Annotated in this window: 15 protein-coding genes; 5 read left to right on the top strand and 10 right to left on the bottom strand. The window is 44.8% G+C overall.

Translation table 11 applies throughout. From position 1 onward, the window contains the following. Positions 1–2: 2 nt before the first annotated feature. The 3 genes from cysS to BQ7394_RS24630 all read right to left on the bottom strand — a co-directional run bounded on the left by cysS (position 3) and on the right by BQ7394_RS24630 (position 3966). On the bottom strand, positions 3–1481 hold the full coding sequence (gene cysS, locus BQ7394_RS24620; RefSeq protein WP_075559807.1) for a cysteine--tRNA ligase: 1479 nt from the start codon (positions 1479–1481) through the stop codon (positions 3–5). 87 nt (positions 1482–1568) lie between these two features. Beyond that, complete coding sequence (locus BQ7394_RS24625) at positions 1569–1979, bottom strand: Fur family transcriptional regulator (protein ID WP_082212172.1); 411 nt, start codon at positions 1977–1979, stop codon at positions 1569–1571. A 1-nt stretch (position 1980) separates the two neighbouring features. Then, positions 1981–3966 carry a heavy metal translocating P-type ATPase gene (locus tag BQ7394_RS24630; protein WP_075559809.1) on the bottom strand — a complete coding sequence of 662 codons (1986 nt, stop codon included), beginning with the start codon at positions 3964–3966 and terminating at the stop codon, positions 1981–1983. Positions 3967–4076: 110 nt separating this feature from the next. On the opposite strand from BQ7394_RS24630, the gene BQ7394_RS24635 reads away from it, so the two are divergent. Next, positions 4077–5903: an alpha-1,3-galactosidase-related protein gene (locus BQ7394_RS24635; RefSeq protein WP_075559810.1), complete on the top strand. Its 1827-nt coding sequence runs from the start codon at positions 4077–4079 to the stop codon at positions 5901–5903. Between the two features lie 164 nt (positions 5904–6067). Here the strand turns inward: BQ7394_RS24635 and BQ7394_RS24640 are convergent, their stop codons facing one another. Further along, positions 6068–6904: a copper resistance protein NlpE gene (locus BQ7394_RS24640; RefSeq protein ID WP_075559811.1), complete on the bottom strand. Its 837-nt coding sequence runs from the start codon at positions 6902–6904 to the stop codon at positions 6068–6070. A 151-nt stretch (positions 6905–7055) separates the two neighbouring features. Between BQ7394_RS24640 and BQ7394_RS24645 the strand changes: the two genes are divergently transcribed. Then, positions 7056–7781, top strand: coding sequence for a phosphatase PAP2 family protein (locus tag BQ7394_RS24645; RefSeq protein WP_235848851.1), 726 nt, complete (start codon positions 7056–7058; stop codon positions 7779–7781). Here the strand turns inward: BQ7394_RS24645 and BQ7394_RS24650 are convergent. Then, positions 7778–9298, bottom strand: coding sequence for a GH3 auxin-responsive promoter family protein (locus BQ7394_RS24650; RefSeq protein WP_075560235.1), 1521 nt, complete (start codon positions 9296–9298; stop codon positions 7778–7780). The genes BQ7394_RS24645 and BQ7394_RS24650 overlap by 4 nt on opposite strands. 81 nt (positions 9299–9379) lie before the next feature. Between BQ7394_RS24650 and BQ7394_RS24655 the strand changes: the two genes are divergently transcribed. Next, positions 9380–10393 (top strand): ATP-dependent 6-phosphofructokinase, encoded by a 1014-nt coding sequence (locus BQ7394_RS24655; RefSeq protein ID WP_075559813.1) that lies wholly within the window; start codon positions 9380–9382, stop codon positions 10391–10393. Here the strand turns inward: BQ7394_RS24655 and rnc are convergent, their stop codons facing one another. Genes rnc through BQ7394_RS24670 form a run of 3 tightly spaced genes read right to left on the bottom strand, consistent with a single transcriptional unit; the run spans position 10394 to position 12827 of the window. After that, on the bottom strand, positions 10394–11302 hold the full coding sequence (gene rnc, locus BQ7394_RS24660) for a ribonuclease III (RefSeq protein ID WP_075559814.1): 909 nt from the start codon (positions 11300–11302) through the stop codon (positions 10394–10396). Position 11303: 1 nt separating this feature from the next. Then, positions 11304–12569 carry a beta-ketoacyl-ACP synthase II gene (fabF, locus tag BQ7394_RS24665; RefSeq protein ID WP_075559815.1) on the bottom strand — a complete coding sequence of 422 codons (1266 nt, stop codon included), beginning with the start codon at positions 12567–12569 and terminating at the stop codon, positions 11304–11306. 21 nt (positions 12570–12590) lie between these two features. Next, positions 12591–12827 carry an acyl carrier protein gene (locus BQ7394_RS24670; protein WP_009860668.1) on the bottom strand — a complete coding sequence of 79 codons (237 nt, stop codon included), beginning with the start codon at positions 12825–12827 and terminating at the stop codon, positions 12591–12593. 154 nt (positions 12828–12981) lie between these two features. Between BQ7394_RS24670 and purN the strand changes: the two genes are divergently transcribed. Further along, complete coding sequence (gene purN, locus BQ7394_RS24675; RefSeq protein ID WP_075559816.1) at positions 12982–13545, top strand: phosphoribosylglycinamide formyltransferase; 564 nt, start codon at positions 12982–12984, stop codon at positions 13543–13545. 74 nt (positions 13546–13619) lie between these two features. On the opposite strand, the gene BQ7394_RS24680 is transcribed toward purN, so the two are convergent. Both BQ7394_RS24680 and BQ7394_RS24685 read right to left on the bottom strand, forming a co-directional pair. Next, on the bottom strand, positions 13620–16436 hold the full coding sequence (locus tag BQ7394_RS24680) for a TonB-dependent receptor (protein ID WP_075560236.1): 2817 nt from the start codon (positions 16434–16436) through the stop codon (positions 13620–13622). Between the two features lie 18 nt (positions 16437–16454). Then, positions 16455–17633, bottom strand: a complete 1179-nt coding sequence (locus BQ7394_RS24685; protein WP_075559817.1) for a DUF4925 domain-containing protein — start codon at positions 17631–17633, stop codon at positions 16455–16457. A gap of 238 nt (positions 17634–17871) precedes the next feature. Here BQ7394_RS24685 and BQ7394_RS26045 point away from each other — a divergent pair, with 238 nt between their 5' ends. After that, positions 17872–18009 carry a hypothetical protein gene (locus tag BQ7394_RS26045; RefSeq protein ID WP_167369469.1) on the top strand — a complete coding sequence of 46 codons (138 nt, stop codon included), beginning with the start codon at positions 17872–17874 and terminating at the stop codon, positions 18007–18009. Positions 18010–18015: the final 6 nt, after the last annotated feature.

An 18015-nucleotide genomic window follows, 5' to 3' on the forward strand; every position in this document is an offset into this window, starting at 1 on the left:
GCTTATTTACTTAACTTCCATTCTGCTCCGTCCTTGGTATCCTTTATCTCAAATCCCATAGCTGTTAACTCATTACGGATTTTATCGGAAGTCGCCCAGTCTTTGTTCGCTTTTGCCTGTTGGCGGATCGTAAGTAATAAGTCTACCGCTTTACCGAATGTTTCATAACTATCGCCTCCGGCAGATGCTGCTTCGTCCTTCATTCCTAAGATATCGAAAAGGAACGTATGGAATACTTCCTGGAGTTCTTTCAAGTCTTCGGCAGAAATAGTTTCCTTACCATCTTTTACCGAGTTGATAGCACGGGCGGCATCAAACAGATGAGAGATAACGATCGGAGAGTTCAGGTCGTCATTCAGTGCATCGTAGCATTTCTTACGAAGGTCTTTTACATCTACTGTCGAAGTCTCCGAAGCGGTCAGTTTTTGTAAATGATTATAAGCGTCCATCAAACGGCTCAATCCTTTTTCGGCAGCTTGCAGTGCTTCGTTGCTGAAATCTACCGTGCTGCGATAGTGGGCCTGCAGGATAAAGAAACGGATCGTCATGGCCGAATAGGCCTGGCTGAGCGTCTTGTGATCGCCTGAGAAGAATTCATCCAGCGTGATGAAGTTCCCCAACGATTTACCCATCTTCTGGCCGTTGATCGTGATCATATTATTATGCATCCAGTAATGAACCATATCGTCACCCTGTGAAGCCACAGCCTGCGCGATTTCGCATTCGTGATGCGGGAAAATCAGGTCCATACCGCCTCCATGGATATCGAAATGCTCTCCGAGGTATTTCTTACCCATGGCTGTACATTCACAATGCCATCCCGGGAAACCATTACTCCACGGAGAAGGCCAGCGCATGATATGCTCCGGTTGTGCACATTTCCAAAGAGCAAAATCGATCGGATTACGCTTTTCTTCCTGTCCGTCCAGTGTACGGGTCGTGTTCAGCATATCCTCGATATTACGGCCGGAAAGAACACCGTAATTATGATCTTTATTATATTTCTCGACATCGAAATAAACCGAGCCTTCGCTTTCGTAAGCATATCCGTTGTCGAGAATCTTCTTTACCAGCTCGATCTGTTCGATGATATGACCGGAAGCATGTGGTTCGATGCTGGGAGGAAGGACGTTAAGAGCTTCCATCGCCTTGTGGTAACGGTTTACATAAAACTGTACCACCTCCATCGGTTCCAATTGTTCCAGGCGGGCCTTTTTCGCTACTTTGTCTTCGCCATCATCGGAGTCATGTTCCAGATGACCAACGTCGGTTATGTTGCGTACATAGCGTACTTTATATCCTATATGAGTAAGATAACGGAACAACAGGTCGAATGTGATGGCCGGACGGGCATGTCCCAGATGCGCATCTCCGTAAACCGTCGGTCCACAGACATACATGCCTACGTGGGGTTCATGCAACGGAATAAACTGTTCCTTCTTTCTTGTGAGCGTGTTGTAAATACTTAATGGATGTTCCATATCTGTTTTATACTTTAATGGTTGCTTTGTCTTCACCTGTATTTTCGTAATATTCGGGAAGACAGACCGCAAAGATAATGTCTTTGTCTATTTTGAGCAATCTTCGCAGCAACCTTTTAACACGTAGTTGATACTTTCCAGGGTGAAATTACGTGGTAGCTGTACGGTTGGGACGGGAATATTCCGCAGACAGAAGGTCCTGTGACATTTCTGGCAATAAAAGTGCGCATGCAGTTCTTCTATCGAACAATTACAATCTTCGCCACATACCGAGTATTTCAACGAGCCTGATCCGTCGTCGATACAATGAATCAGATGGTGATCGAGAAAAAGGTTGATAGTTCTCGACACGGTCGATTTATCTACCGTATCCAGATAATTCTCCAGGTCGAGCAGGCTAAAGGCCCGTTCAAACTCCATCATTGCTTTTAATACAAGCAGGCGGATAGCCGTCGGTTTGATCTCTCTCTTGTTCAATATGTCTAAATAAGCATCCATATCAATCCTGTTTATTAGTCTTTAAAATTCTTACGGCATTAAGGATGGCCAATAGAGCGACACCGACATCTGCAAAAACAGCCTCCCACATGGTTGCTACACCTCCGGCTCCCAGGATCAATACAATCAGTTTGACGCCGAATGCCAACGCAATGTTCTGCCATACGATATTACGTGTGAACTGACCGATACGGATCGCCGTAGCTACTTTGCTGGGCTGGTCGGTTTGTATCACTACGTCTGCCGTCTCTATTGCCGCATCGCTTCCCAATCCACCCATTGCAATGCCTATGTCGCTCAGGGCAAGCACCGGAGCGTCGTTGATTCCGTCGCCCACAAAGGCTATCCGGTTCTCCGGATTCCGTTTCAGTTCTTCCAGGTGAGCGACTTTGCCTTCCGGAAGAAGATCGCCGTATGCATGCGGGATCCCCAAACGGCTAGCTAATTTAGAAACAATTATTTGTTTATCTCCGGATAATATCTCCAGGTTATTAATATTTAATTCTTTTAATCGTTTGATAGCTGTTGCGGCATCCTCTTTGGGTGTATCGGCCAGGAGGATGTAACCGGCATACTGTCCGTCGATGGCACAAACTACGACTGTTTCGGGAATTTCGTTCAACCGGGAGAAAAGTAAGTTTCTCTCGGAAGAAATTTCATTTTCATTCGAATGAAATATAATTTCTTCCGAATCCAGCAAGCGGGTGTTGCCTACTAGCACTTCTTTTCCGTCAATTACGGCTTTTAACCCGTAGCCCGCCAGTTCGGTTGTATCGATGTTTGTGTCGATTCCCGTTTGTTGTTCCCGGGCATAAGCCAGGATCGCCTTGGCGATCGGATGATTGCTACGGCTTTCGACGGAGGCGACGACGCGGAGCAGTTCCTTTTCCGATATATGATCGGCGGCAGATAAGGATTGTACCTCGAATATCCCTTTGGTCAATGTCCCGGTCTTATCGAATACGACTGTATTGATTTTGGTGATGGCATCCAGATAGTTGCCCCCTTTAAATAAGATTCCTTGCCGTGAAGCAGCCCCGATCCCACCGAAGTAGCCCAATGGGATACTGATAACCAGTGCACAAGGGCAGGAAATAACCAAAAATACGAGTGCCCGGTACAACCAGTCGTTGAAAATGAACAGGAAATCTGGTTGTATCAATGAATATAAATAAGGAAGTAAGACGATCAGGAAAGCCAGTCCGGTTACGATCGGCGTATAAATACGTGCAAATTTCCGGATGAACAGTTCCGCCGGAGCTTTTCGTTCCGATGCATTCTGTACCAGTTCGAGAATGCGTGCCAACGCACTTTGGTTATACGGTTTTGTCACTTCTATCCGAATCACTTTGTCAGTTACGATCATACCAGCCAAAACCTCTTCATCCCGGTGAATATTACGCGGCATACTTTCTCCGGTAAGGGCGGCTGTATTGAATGCGGCAACCTCACTTAATAACTTCCCGTCAAGAGGAACTCTTTCTCCCGCTTTCACTTCAATGATTTCTCCGGGAAGAACTTCTGTAGGAGCAAGGGTAATCTGTTTGTTATTGCGGATGACCGTTGCCGTTTCAGGCCTTACATCGAGCAGGGCACTGATATTTTTGCGGGCTTTAGCTACCGCATTATCCTGGAAGATCTCGCCGATGGAGTAGAATAGCATAACGGCAACCCCTTCCGGATATTCACCGATATAGAAAGCTCCGAGTGTGGCAATACACATAAGTGTGAATTCACTGAAAACATCTTTTTCCCGCATACTCTCTATCGCTTCCTTCATTACGGGTAGTCCGACTGGCAGATAAGCCAATAGATACCAGATGAACCTTACCAATTCTTTCCTGAACATTTCCGCTTCAGTTTGCTGCATATAGATCCCGGCCAATAACATGACGAAAGAAATAGCCGGAAGCAGGTAGGGGGAAATGTGATGTTTCTCCTGAGAATGAGCGTGGCAATTAGAATTACAACTACAAGAATGTCCCATATCTTTACCTGTTTTATTCGTTTACTGATACAAAGGTAGACAGAATGGAGTGCAACTAGGTTGCAAAGAATTTGTATATTTGTCCGGTTAATAACTAGATAATAAATAATATGAAAAACTCAATTGCTGTTTTTAGTACTTTACTTTGTTTTGTGCTGTTGTGTTCCTGTGCACAAACAAAGAATCCGTACGATTTATCGAATTTCGGTCTTGTTCCTGATACTAAGGAGAATGCTTCCCCGCTTATGGCAAAAGCATTGGAACAGATCGCCGCTTCTCACACATCGGATGATACGATCCGGATCGTTTTACCCAAAGGACGTTATGATTTCTATCCAGAAGGAGCTGCACAAAAAGAGTATTTTATCTCCAACCACGATCAGGATAATCCGAAATTGGTAGGACTTCCTTTCGAGAACATGAAGAATATTGTCTTCGACGGACAAGGCTCGGAATTGATATTCCATGGCCGTATGTTGCCTGTTTCGCTGATAAGTTCGGAAAACTGTACACTGAAGAACTTCAGTATCGACTTCGAAAACCCGCATATCAGCCAGGTGAAAGTGCTGGAAAACGATACGGTAGCCGGAGCGATTACTTACGAAGTGGCTCCCTGGGTTCAGTATGAAATACGCGACAGTGCATTTGTAGCTAAGGGTGAAGGTTGGGAACACTCACCCCGGTGGGGAATTGCCTTTGAAGGCGATACCAAACGTCTGGTTTATACCACCAGTGATATCAGTGTAGGAGCTCAGGGTGTAACAGAGTTGTCTCCCCGTGTGATCAAGTCTACTAAATGGAAAAATAAGAAATTGATCCCCGGAACAGTTGTTGCTATGCGTGGTTACGGCCGTCCTACACCGGGCATTTTTGTTTCTTACGATACGAATACGACACTGGATAATATCCAGGTACACTATGCAGAAGGCATGGGTCTGTTGGCTCAGATGAGTGAAAATATTACGTTGAATAAATTCTCCGTATGTCTTCGTGGCGACAGTGATCCGCGTTACTTCACCACTCAGGCAGATGCAACTCACTTCTCCGGTTGTAAAGGAAAGATCATTTCTGTGGGTGGTCTGTATGAGGGGATGATGGACGATGCGATCAACGTACATGGCACTTATTTAAAAATCCAGAAACGTGTGGACGACAAAACGCTGGTCGGCGAATATATGCATTCGCAAAGTTATGGCTTTGAATGGGGCTTCCCGGGTGATGCCGTACAGTTTATCGATTCAAAGACAATGGAAATTATCGGTAACCAGAATAAAGTAGCCTCTATTAAAGCGATCGATAAACCGAGTGCACATGGAGCAAAACAGTTTGAGATCGTTTTTGAAGAAAGTATCGATCCTGCAATCAGCGAAGCAGGAACATTTGGTATCGAGAACCTGGAATGGACACCTGAAGTGTACTTTGCCGACAACGTGATCCGTAATAACCGTGCCCGCGGTTCCCTGTTCAGTACTCCGAAAAAGACAGTTGTTGAAAACAATGTATTCGATCATACTTCTGGTACGGCAATCCTACTGTGTGGCGATTGTAACGGTTGGTTTGAAACAGGTGCCTGCCACGATGTATTGATCCGTAACAACAAGTTCATCAACTCATTGACGAATATGTTCCAGTTTACGAATGCCGTTATCTCAATCTACCCCGAAATACCAAACCTGAAAGATCAGAAGAAATATTTCCATAGCGACATCGTGATCGAGAATAATGAGTTTGAAACATTCGATGCTCCGATCCTGTATGCCAAGTCGGTAGACGGACTGATTTTCCGGAATAATACAATCAAACAGAACAACCAGTATCCGGCTTTCCACTGGAACAAACATCGTTTCTTCTTCCAGCGTGTAATCAACTCTGAAATCAAAGATAATCAGTTTGATGGTGGATTTGATGAGAAACGGGATGTGAGAACTGAAAATTGATATTTTGCGATATCTCTACCTGTGGTTTTTTAGAGAAAAACCTTTCACCCTTCACTTTTTGATGGTCAATATTTTGATTTAGATAGTATTAGCGATCAATATGTAGGGTGAATGGTTTTGCAAAAAGGTGAATGGTTTGAATGCTATTTTAGCCTGCTTTCTTACTACTTTTTGACCAGTTTGATACTGTAATTCAGCTCCGATTCGGCTTTCGTAAAGTCTTCACCCAGAAGTGTTAACGTAGAATCGTTTTCGCAGAGGAAGTTCATCACTTCATCCCCATTGTCAGAGACCAGTTGCCATACGGTTGCATTATCGTCACCAGGTATCCCTTTTAGAGTAAGACGTTTACCGTTGGTTGCGAATGTGGCATCTTTACCGTCTTCCGCTTCCAGGTACGTTTGTGAAAGGGTGAAAGTGCCGTCTCCACTATGTTCTCTGCTACGGATAGTCAGGTCGTAACGGATACCCGGACAATCGGCACAGGGAAGTAAACCTTCGTAAGTAAGAGTTTGCACGGCTCCTAACGAGCTGTCTGCTTCCGTCTTATTCTGGCGGTAGATTTCTGTTCCGCGTTGGCTGATAGTCCATACGCCATCGATGGAACGTACATTTTTTGTATCGTCGTCTTCTACATTCCAGGCGTAGCCTCCGGCAGGCAGTGAACGGCGGTCGAGTACTTCGCTCGGTTCTCCGGTTGAAAAGAACAGTTCGGCTTTTAATGAGTCCGGGCTGAATACGAGGTAAGCGGACGATTTACCATCGATTGCTTCCAAACGTGTACCTGATTCGAAAAGACGGATACAGTTTTGCTGTACTTCCGACCATGTATAACCTGCTGAACCAATACATCCGTGTTCGTCTTTATCGTTGCCGACTAATTCGGCAGTTACCTGTTCTTCCTGGGGTTCTTGTTGAGTTTTCTTTTGTCCGCAGGCGGAAAGTAGTCCTGCACATAAAATAAAGGCAGCCAGCATGGGCCTGTTGTTTGCTCTTTTCATCGGAATGAATGTCTTTAATTTGTTTATAAACGGAGATCAATACGATCTATAATGAAACAAAGGTAAGTTATTTTTTGTTTCTTTGTGGTTTGAATAAAAAAGATTAAGCCTGTAAGGAATGAGAATATCCATACTTATCGTTGCCCTTCTGATGATTATCCGTTTGTCGCCTGTGGAGGCACAGAACGAGGCGGTATCCGATAGCCTGCCGCAGAAGATGTCGGTTATCGAGTACAAATTCAATCCTAAGCATCTGATCCTTCCTGCGTCTCTGATCACTGTCGGAGCGGTGGGGACGGCCATCGACGGTATGAACGATTTTCACCTTTTCTCCCGGAAAAGCGATGTGAAGAAAATCCGGGTGGACGATTATCTGGAGTGGGGAATGCTGGGCTGGGTTTTCGTTTGCGATCTGATGGGAAAGGAGAAACATAATTGGGTGGATCAGCTCTTCCTGGTGACAATGGCTGAGGGAATGAATGCAGTGATGACCCGTGCCCTGAAGTATTCGGTAAATGAAACCCGTCCTGACGGAGGTCCCTATTCGTTTCCTTCCGGCCATACGGCCAATGCATTCCTGGGGGCACATATAGCTTATAAAGAGTTTAAAGACAGTAGTCCCGTATTGGCTTATTCAGGATATGCAATAGCGTTGTTCGTAGCCGGCTCACGGCTGTATAACAACCGGCATTGGGTGGCCGATGTGGTAGCGGGAGCCGGTTTTGGTATCCTTTCTGTCGAATTAGCTTATCTTACTTATTTCCCTATCCGTAATGCCATTGCGCGCAAGGTAAACCGTAAAGCGGCTAAGAACATGGTTATTGCTCCAACATTCAATGAACGGGGAGGGGGACTTTATTTCTCTTATTCGTTTTAAGATAACCGCTCGTTAATAGCCAATAACTCCTCTATGTGTGTCCGGTCGTTGCTTAGGCGCGGTATTTTGTGTTGACCACCCAGCTTACCCTTCTGTTTAAGCCATTCGTAGAAAGCGCCTTCGTGGGCTACCGTTATTTCGAGGGGTTGAAGAGATATTTCTTTATAACGCTTGGCTTCATAATCGGAATTCAGTTCTTGCAAGGTCTTGTCCAACAGTGATGCGAATTCTTCCAGCGAAGGCGGCATGGTTTCAAACTCGATAAACCATTGGTGACGGCCTTTGGCTTTATCCAGCATAAAGAGCGGAGCAGCGGTATATTCTTTTACTTTAGCTCCGGTTCGGATACTTACCCGGCTGATTGCTTTGTCGGCATTATCTACCATCAACTCTTCTCCGAAGGCATTGATATAATGCTTGGTTCTTCCCGAAATAACGAATTTATGCGGGAAAAGGGAGGTAAAACGAACCGTATCGCCGATCTGATAACGCCATAATCCACCGGAAGTACTTATCACCATTGCATAATTTTTCCCCGTTTCTACAGCTTCCAACGGCAGGATGGTCGGGTTGGAAGTCCCTACCTCCGACATAGGAATGAACTCGTAGAAAACCCCATAATCCTGCATCATCAACAGGCTCTGGTCTGCCGGGTCATCCTGTATGCCGAAGAAACCTTCCGATGCGTTGTAGGTCTCCATATAATGCATCTTATTCGAAGGGATCAACGATTTATATTGCTCCCGGTAAGGTTCGAAACTGATGCCGCCATGGAAGAATATTTCCAGGTTGGGCCATACATCACTCAGGTATTCCCGTCCGGTCTTTTTCAGAACCGATTTAATCAGGACCAGCATCCAGGAAGGAACGCCGGAAAGACTGTTCACATCTTTATTCCATGTACTGTCGACGATTGCTTTTATTTTGCTTTCCCATTCGTCCATGAGGATGATCCGTTTGGCTGGAACACGCATGAGGTTGACCAGCGGGTTCAGGTTCTGTAACAGAACAGCCGACAGGTCGCCGCAATGAGAATTTTGATTGAGAGGGGAGGGGCTGTGGCTTCCTCCGAGTATCAGTCCTTTTTTAGAGAAGAAGTGGCTTTCGGGATTATTCCGGAGATAGAGTGAAACGGTGTCGAAACCACCTTGATAGTGACAACCGTGAAGTACCTCGCGGGTGACAGGTAGGAATTTACTTTTGTCGTTCGTGGTACCGCTGCTTTTAGCGTACCACTTGACGACCGAAGGCCAGAGAATATTCCTTTCTCCATTGATCATCCGTGTCACATAAGGCTTGATATCATCGTAGGTCTGAAGCGGGACACGCTCACAGAAATCGCTGTAATTGCGGATACTTTTGTAATCGTATGTCAGACCCCATTCGGTATTGCGTGCGGTCGACAACAGAGAACGCAATTGCTTGCGTTGGAGCAAGTCGGTGTCTTGCCCGTATTTCTCTATTTCTTTCTGCCGATGCCGGAAGAGTAGTGATATCGTATTTGTTAAAATATCCATGCTCCTTTTATTTGTATAGGTTGCAAATGTAGGCATTCTCTTTTTATTTATATCTTTGTCGTATACATAATTAACAAAACAATGAAAATAGGTATCCTTTCTTCCGGGGGTGATTGTCCCGGTATAAACGCTACGATTCGCGGTGTAGGTAAAACTGCCATCATGCATTACGGCATGGAAGTAATAGGTATCCATAGTGGTTTTGTTGGGCTGCTGAACAAAGATATTCAATCGTTCGACGAACGTAGTCTTTCCGGCATTCTGAATCTGGGCGGGACAATCCTGGGTACTTCCCGCGAGAAACCATTCCGTAAACTGCTAGCTTCGGGCGAAAGTGAAAAGCCTCAGGTTATTATACAGAATTATGAAGAATTAGGATTAGATTGTCTCGTCTGTATTGGTGGAAACGGTACGCAGAAAACAGCAGGAATGTTGTCTGCCCTGGGACTGAATATAATAGGTGTTCCGAAGACGATCGATAATGACGTGTGGGGTACGGATATCACTTTCGGTTTCGATACGGCCGTTAATATTGCGACGGATGCGATCGACCGTCTGCATTCGACTGCCAGTTCACATAAACGTGTGATGGTGGTAGAGGTGATGGGACATCATGCCGGATGGATCGCCCTCTATGCCGGGATGGCAGGGGGAGCGGATGTGATCCTGCTTCCTGAACTCGGATATGATATGGACAGGGTAAACGAAACGATCCTCGACCGTGCCCATCGGGGTAAACCTTATTCTATCGTTGTTGTCGCCGAAGGGGTAGAAACGCCCGACAAGAAACGTCCGTCCGATTATATCACCCGCACGATCGAAGCGGCTACCGGTATCGAATGCCGCGATACGGTTTTAGGCTATATCCAGCGCGGCGGCAACCCTTCTCCGTTCGACCGTAACCTGGCTACCCGTCTGGGTGGACATGCTACAGAACTGATCGCAAACCGCCAATTCGGACAGATGGTATGTATGAAAGGGGACAAAGTGGAATCGATTGCCTTGTCGGAAGTGGCAGGCAAGCTAAAACTGGTCACTCCGGAAAATGACCTGATTATTCAGGGAGAAAGAATGGGAATTTCGTTCGGTAAGTAATTACCGGACTTCTTCATTGATGGTGGCATCAATGCATTCCGTTTTTTTGTTTGTCGGCAGTTCTACGGAAGTCTGCTCGGATGAAGGCTCTTCTTCCGGTAGATCCTCAAATTCATGCTCGGCAGTATTTTCCCCTGTCTGTTTCTTTTTCAGTTCGGAGATGAACTGCTGAAAGGCTTTATCGGTACGCAGTTTCTTGATGGCCATCTTGGCGGCATTCTGTTGCGACTCTTTTTTGGAATAACCGATACCGACGCCGATCTGCATGTCGGATAAGGTTACACCTGTCTGGAATACAGGGTTACCGTCATTGTCGGAAAACGATTCTATCAGGTCGAATGTTACCTCCAGTTTATTCTTCTGGCTCCATTCTATCAGGCTCGATTTGAAGTTCACCTCTTTGCGGGCTATATTATCCAGATCGATGTATCGTTTGATGATCACATGGTCGATAAACCGGTAACAGGCGCGATATCCCTGATCCAGGTAGATAGCTCCGATCAGTGCTTCCAGTGCATTACCATACATGTGATTGTTGTGTGAGCTTAGTTTAGCCGAATAAACGACCATTTTGTCGAGTCCCAGCTCAACAGCCACGCGGTTGAGTGTCTCGCGTTGTACGATCTTTGAACGGGTATTGGTCAGGAAACCTTCCCGTTTGTTTTGAAAATGTTTATATACAATGTCTGCTACGATGGCATCCAATATGGCATCACCCAAGAACTCCAGACGTTCGTTATTCAGCCATTTGCCGTCGCTGTCTTCGATAGAGGAAGATTTATGCAGGAAGGCTTGCTCATAAACGTGGATGTTATCGGGGTAAAATCCCAGTATCTTATATAAAGAAGAATAAGGCTCCTTATTTTTATGTTTTAGGAGCCTTATCTTTTTGTATAATTGTGTAAACACGTTACTTCACAAATTTTTTAACAATAGCACAAGCATTGTGGCCACCGAATCCAAATGTATTGGATAATGCAGCCCGTATTTCTCTTTTTTGAGCTTTATTGAATGTGAAATTCAGTTTATAATCTATTTCAGGATCATCGTCGCCATCAGCGTGGTTGATCGTCGGAGGAATGATACCGTCTTTTATTGCCATGATGCATAACATGGCTTCGATAGCTCCTGCTGCACCTAATAAATGACCGGTCATTGACTTCGTTGAACTGATATTCAGTTTGTAAGCATGATCTCCGAACACATCTTTAATCGCTTTTACTTCTGATATATCTCCTACCGGAGTAGATGTTCCGTGAACATTGATATAATCGATCTCTTCCGGAGTCATTTCTGCATCTTCCAGTGCATTACGCATCACTAACTTTGCTCCTAATCCATCAGGATGAGAGGCAGTCAAATGGTATGCATCGGCAGACATTCCTGTTCCGGCGATTTCAGCATATATTTTAGCTCCACGTGCCAAAGCGTGTTCCATCTCTTCCAAGATCAAACATGCTCCACCTTCTCCCATGACGAAACCGTCGCGACTTGCGCTGAATGGACGAGAAGCTGTTTCGGGTGAATCGTTACGGGTTGACAGCGCATTCATTGAGTTGAACCCACCGACACCAGAATCTGCAATAGCTGCTTCCGCACCACCTGTCACGATTACATTAGCTTTACCCAAACGGATATAGTTGTATGCATCGCTGATTGCATTGGTAGAAGAGGCACAAGCCGACACTGTTGCAAAGTTAGGACCACGGAATCCATAAAGCATGGAGATATGTCCGGCTGCGATATCCGAAATCATCTTTGGGATGAAAAACGGGTTGAATTTCGGTCCGATCGTATCTTTTATCTTCGCATATCCTAATACTTCTTCGTCAAATGTCTTGATACCGCCGATACCTGAAGCAAAAATAACGCCGATACGGTCCTTGTCCTCTTTGTCCAAGTCCATAGCAGCATCTTCGATTGCTTGTTTTGCGGCACTTATTGCAAATAAACTATAACGGTCACATTTACGGGCTTCCTTACGATCCATTACTGATAACGGATCGAAGCCTTTAACTTCGCATGCAAATTGTGTCTTGAATTTGGATGCATCAAACTGCGTAATAGGACCGGCTCCACTCTTCCCATTGATAATACCCTCCCATGTTTCTGCGAGGGTATTACCAAGAGGAGTAATGGCACCAAGACCTGTTACTACAACTCTTTTTAATTCCATACCTTTAATTAAAAGGATTGATTACTTCGCGTTAGCTTCGATATAAGCAACTGCGTCGCCTACTGTTGTAATCTTTTCTGCCTGATCATCAGGAATTGAAATACCGAATTCCTTTTCGAATTCCATAATCAACTCTACAGTGTCAAGAGAGTCTGCTCCTAAATCATTAGTAAAGCTTGCTTCGTTTGTAACTTCTGTTTCTTCAACACTTAATTTATCAACGATGATAGCCTTTACTCTAGATGCAACTTCAGACATAACTTTTTCAATTTAGATTAATAAATACGAATATACTTTTTAAATTTGCAGTGCAAAGAAAAGAATTTTTTATGTTACAAAACAAATTTAATGCACTAAAAATGCGGAAAACTGCACATTTTTTCTTTTCGTGTGCACTAAAACATAGGAAAATATGAAAAACGTAGCAATTTTTGCCTCCGGCTCGGGTACAAATGCCGAGAATATCGCCCGATATTTCTCTAAAAGTGAAACCGTTAAAGTGGCGGTTGTTTTGTCGAATAACAAAAAAGTGGGCGTGCATGCCCGTGTCAATAATCTCGGAATTCCTTCTTTCGTGTTTTCCCGTGAGGAATTTGTGGAAGGTTCTCCGATTCTGGCGAAATTGGCGGAATATCAGGTTGATCTGATCGTTTTAGCTGGTTTTATGAACAAGATATCGGATGCCTTATTGAAAGCCTATCCGGGAAAGATCATCAATATACATCCTGCCCTGTTGCCGAAACATGGTGGAAAAGGTATGTATGGTATGCATGTACATGAAGCTGTAGTGGCGGAAGGTGACAAAGAATCGGGTATCACCATACATTATATTAATGAGAATTATGATGAAGGGGATATTATTTTCCAGGCTAAATGTGAAGTGTTGCCTACCGACACTCCCGAAGAAGTGGCTGCAAAAGTGCATGCGCTGGAATATGCACATTATCCGCATGTGATAGAGGATATATTAAAATAACAGGAAAAGAATTTAAAAAATTAAGCCCTACTGAACATTGTGTCAGTAGGGCTTTTCGATTCATCGTGGTTTGGTCAAAAATTCATATTTAGTTGCATTACATACGTACGCGGTGCAGATACCAGCATCGGACGTGTGCAGTATTCTTTATTGAACAGGTTGTTGATCATGAACTGGAAAGAAACATCTTTCGTGATCTTCACACCAGCACGCAGGTCGACTACGCAATAGTCGGTATTCTTTTCTTTCCAGTAAGAATTAAGCGTCTGGCCGTCTACGTTACCATAAAGAAGCTGGCGGATATATTCCATTACATCCGGTTGATCCTTTTCGCGCTCGTCGACCATCAGGTAATCCACGGCCAGCATTTTACTCTTCCAGGTTACATTCATTCCGAGATTCAAACGTTTCCACTGGAAATCGAGCACTCCTTTAACGGTATGTTTCTGGCGGTATTTCAGATATTTGGAGTCGTTAGATTTTTCTTTGGCCCGGAGCGGATCGTTATACTGTGCTTCGAGTTCGTTCTTCTCCTTATAGTCTGCATCTTCCGGTTCGATGTATACGTAACCGAGGTTATAAGAAAGACGGGTATCCGGGTTAAAGTCATAGAAACCGTTGGTACTGATCTCGGCTCCGTAGATACGGGCTTTCGATACGTTATAGAACTGTGCTCCGATACCCGGCATCTGTCCTTGGGCAAGGATTCCGAGTATATCTTTTGTACTATTGGCGTATGCAAATGAATTAGGGTCAAAGAATCCGAAACGGAATTCGATCATATCTGTATACTGCGTATAGAAACCGGCAACGTCGAAGAATCCCATCAGATTGCCGAATTTATATCCTTGTTTGATACCCAGTTCAGCGTTTACTCCCTTTTCTGCTTTTACTTCATTATTCGGGAATACACCGACACCACCGATGTCTTTACGGGCATATTTCTCTGTCAGGGACGGATAACGGTAGCCTTGTCCGAAGCTGGCGCGGATGAAGCTGTAGTCTGCCAGCTGATAATTCAGTCCGGCACGGAAGATCGGTTTTACAGGTACTTTGGCTCCGAATATCTTTGTGTCGGATTCACGTAGGAAGTCATCGACGCGATAGTATTCCGCACGCATGCCGGCCGATACGCTCAGACGATCGAAAAAGCGTTGGTCGTACTGGAAGAACAGGGCGGCATTGTCGCTGTCATGGTTACCGGTGGTAACTGATGTACTGCGCATATGTTCGTAAGTAGCACCGGCCGTGATTTGCGTACCGTTATCCCATTTCTTATTGAATTGGTAATCCAGATAATAAGTATAGTTCTTGTCGATGCTGACCGGATCTGACTTCGGATCGATTGCGTTCGATAACCAGGGCACCAGGTCGGATGTGCTGCTGGGGATACCGCGTTTCATCACCCATGAAAGCAGGTCGCAGTAATCGGCGGTGGTTGCTGTCGGGAAGATTCCGTTCAATAGATTGGTCGTGCCGTTTACCAGTCCGTTGATATCACCTTGAAGAGCCGGCTGTATCAAGGGGTAGAACATGCTGTAATCACCGTTCTGTACATTCTGGACGATCCCGGCGATGGCACTGGCGTCTGTTCCCATATTACCCAGGATATCGGTGATCGACTTGCCGTTGTTCGAGCCGTCTGCAATATTATCTCCACGATAATAAAAACGTCCTTTTATCTTATGCGATGTGTTGTTGGATGGGTTTGTGAAGTTAAAGAACGGGTCGATATAGAATGTATTGGCTTCGCGTCCCATGTTCGCAATAGGAGAGGGCTGGTAAGCCTCCTTCGGAGAACGCCACAGGAAGAAGTCGGCGTATTTGTCGCTCATATAGTTTACGTTGAAACCGTAATTTACCAGATTGCCGTCTGTCATCGGCTGATGGTAAGTCAGATTACCTCCGGCCCGGAAACGTTTGTTGTAACCTTGTTCTTTATAACCTTCATCGGTGAACATATTTAATCCGGCCGACACATCGAAGTTGCCGATACGACGGGCATGTGAAAAGTCTATCCCTTCATACATCGGGTTTCTGATCCCTGAAAATACATTTTTGCGAAGGAAAGGCTCTACTTCATATTTACCTTCTTTCCAGAACGATTTGTCACTCCATTGATAGTCTTCATTGGCCGGATCGCCATAAATACCTATATATGTACGCAAGGTACTTACCGGAGTGAGGCTAGGACGTTTGGTGCGGATATTGATTACCCCGTTTAAAGCCGACGAACCGTAAAGTACTGACGAAGCACCTTTCATCACTTCCACCTGTTCGATGTTTTCAAGGGGAACGATGTTCCAGTTGATAATACCTGTCCCGGAAGTCAGGGCACTCATTCCGTCTATCAATACGAGGCTTCGGGAACCTACACCATAGGTCCAGCCGTTACCTCCACGAATGGAAGGCTGTTTGTCGTTGATATCGACTCCGGGCATTGTGTTCAGCGTAGAACTCAGGTCGGTAGGAGCCTGTTTGGCTATATCGTCCGCTTTCAGTAGATCCATTGAGACTGTTACGTTACTCAGTTTCTGTTCGAAACGTCCGGCACTGACTACTACGTCACCCAGCAAGTTCGCTTTGATACGCATCCGTACGTCGCGGGTCTTTGTCTCGTTCCGGTTGATTACTACCGGGAGCATTTCGTTTTCGTATCCTATATAGCTGAATAGTAAATCTACGCCACCTTCCGGCAGGCTGATCTGATAAAAACCGTCGGCATTTGAGACTGTTCCGTCTGTTTCTCCGCTCAGTCTTTTATAAGTAATATTGACACCGGCCAGCGGTTCGTTCGTTTCCTGATCGTAAATGTACCCTTTCATTATTTGCCCGAAAGCAGGCCCTGTTAAAAAGGTTAGTAGGAATGCTATTACATATAACTTTTTCATTTCTATCATTTTTATTTGTTATAGTGTCTGTTTTTCTTTGGTCAGCATCATACCCAGTTCGAGTGTTTGTGCCTGTTGCAGGCTTCCGCTCAACATGTCGAGTATGGTTCCGATCATCGGGCCCATCGGTCCGTTCAGGATATCTTCGGGAAGAAGTCCTTTTACTAAAGAAAGGAGGGGAATGAATGCTGCTATTTCTTCCTTATCGAGGAACATGAAAATATCACCTTTGTAAGCGATCAGACTGCCCATATTATTGTAAGGGACTTCTGAGTTTTTACGGATAGTCATTTTAATACCAGTGGTGCTCCATTTATTGAGCTGCTGGTAAACGGCTGCAAGAACAGCCGGGTCCAGACTGCTATCTGCTTTGGTTTTATTTTGCTGGATCTGGTAAAGGATCATATCTACATTGGGAACGATATAAAGTTCGGAATCGTCTTTTACATAATAAGAAGCCAGATTGATAGGGGAAGAGATCCAGTCGCTTTCTTTTCTGTCGGGAGCAGCATTCAGCAGGTCGGCAAGTGCCTTACCTTCAGGCATGGTTCCATAGCTGGCTGTAATATTGCCGTCTGGATTGAATGTTACATTGTTTATGAACCAGGTGATCAGATTTCCTACCATACCTTCGAGCATGGGGGCAGCCTGTGCCAGTATCAGGTTGTCTGTTACCAGGTGGAAGGCATAATGCCGGCATGTGTAGGGGCCTTGAACCGGATCGGTCTCTTCGGTAACTCCGGTTTGTACCGGATACCAGGTTTTATTCGCTGTCAACTGGTTCGATGCGATCTTCACATCGGTTAGGGCCAGGGTCATTTTCCCTTTTTCAACTTTACCGGTATAAGCGAAGGTGGTCCCATTGGTTCCGGTTCCGTTTCCGGCAAAAGAATAACCGTTGGTTTCAGTGGTCAGGGTTACATTTTCCAGTGGAGTGGCGGTTTCTCCGGGAAGAACGCCTTGTAGGGTAATGTTTGCTGTATTGTCGTTAATCATCTTGAAAGCGACATCCTTACCGATAAACTCTCGTCCACTGTAAGTCAGGATCAGTGCGTCGCCACCCTCGGGTGCGCTCAACTTGTTGGAATAGGTTCCGTTCATTTCGAAACCGGCATCATCATCATTATCATCGCAGGCGGTTAGTAAAGCGACCATGCAGATGGCATAAAGAAAGTTGCGCAATAAATACTTGTTCATTTACTTTTCTTTTTATTGTTTAATTTTGATGTTACAAAGTACCGATATAACTTTATACCAAACAATAGCTATATTTCAGAATCAATATTCTATTCTTAAGAATTGAATGTTTTAGGATGTATAACTAGCTGTGAGCTAATATGTGGCAATGTAATATTATTAATAATGGAATATCGAATGTGAAAAATAGACATTGACGGATATGTTTATATGTACGTTCTTTGTTCTCATTATGTTAATGAGTCTATTATTAGGTTTTTTAGCCTTTTTGGTGCGGATGCTTTTTAAACGGAAAGCAGAAAGTAAAAAGGTGGAAGAAGGATATGAAGTCGAAGAACAGTGTGTCCTGAATGACAGTGAAGACAGGGAGATCTGAGCTGTC

The sequence above is a fragment of the Parabacteroides timonensis genome, from assembly GCF_900128505.1.
GTDB lineage: Bacteria > Bacteroidota > Bacteroidia > Bacteroidales > Tannerellaceae > Parabacteroides > Parabacteroides timonensis.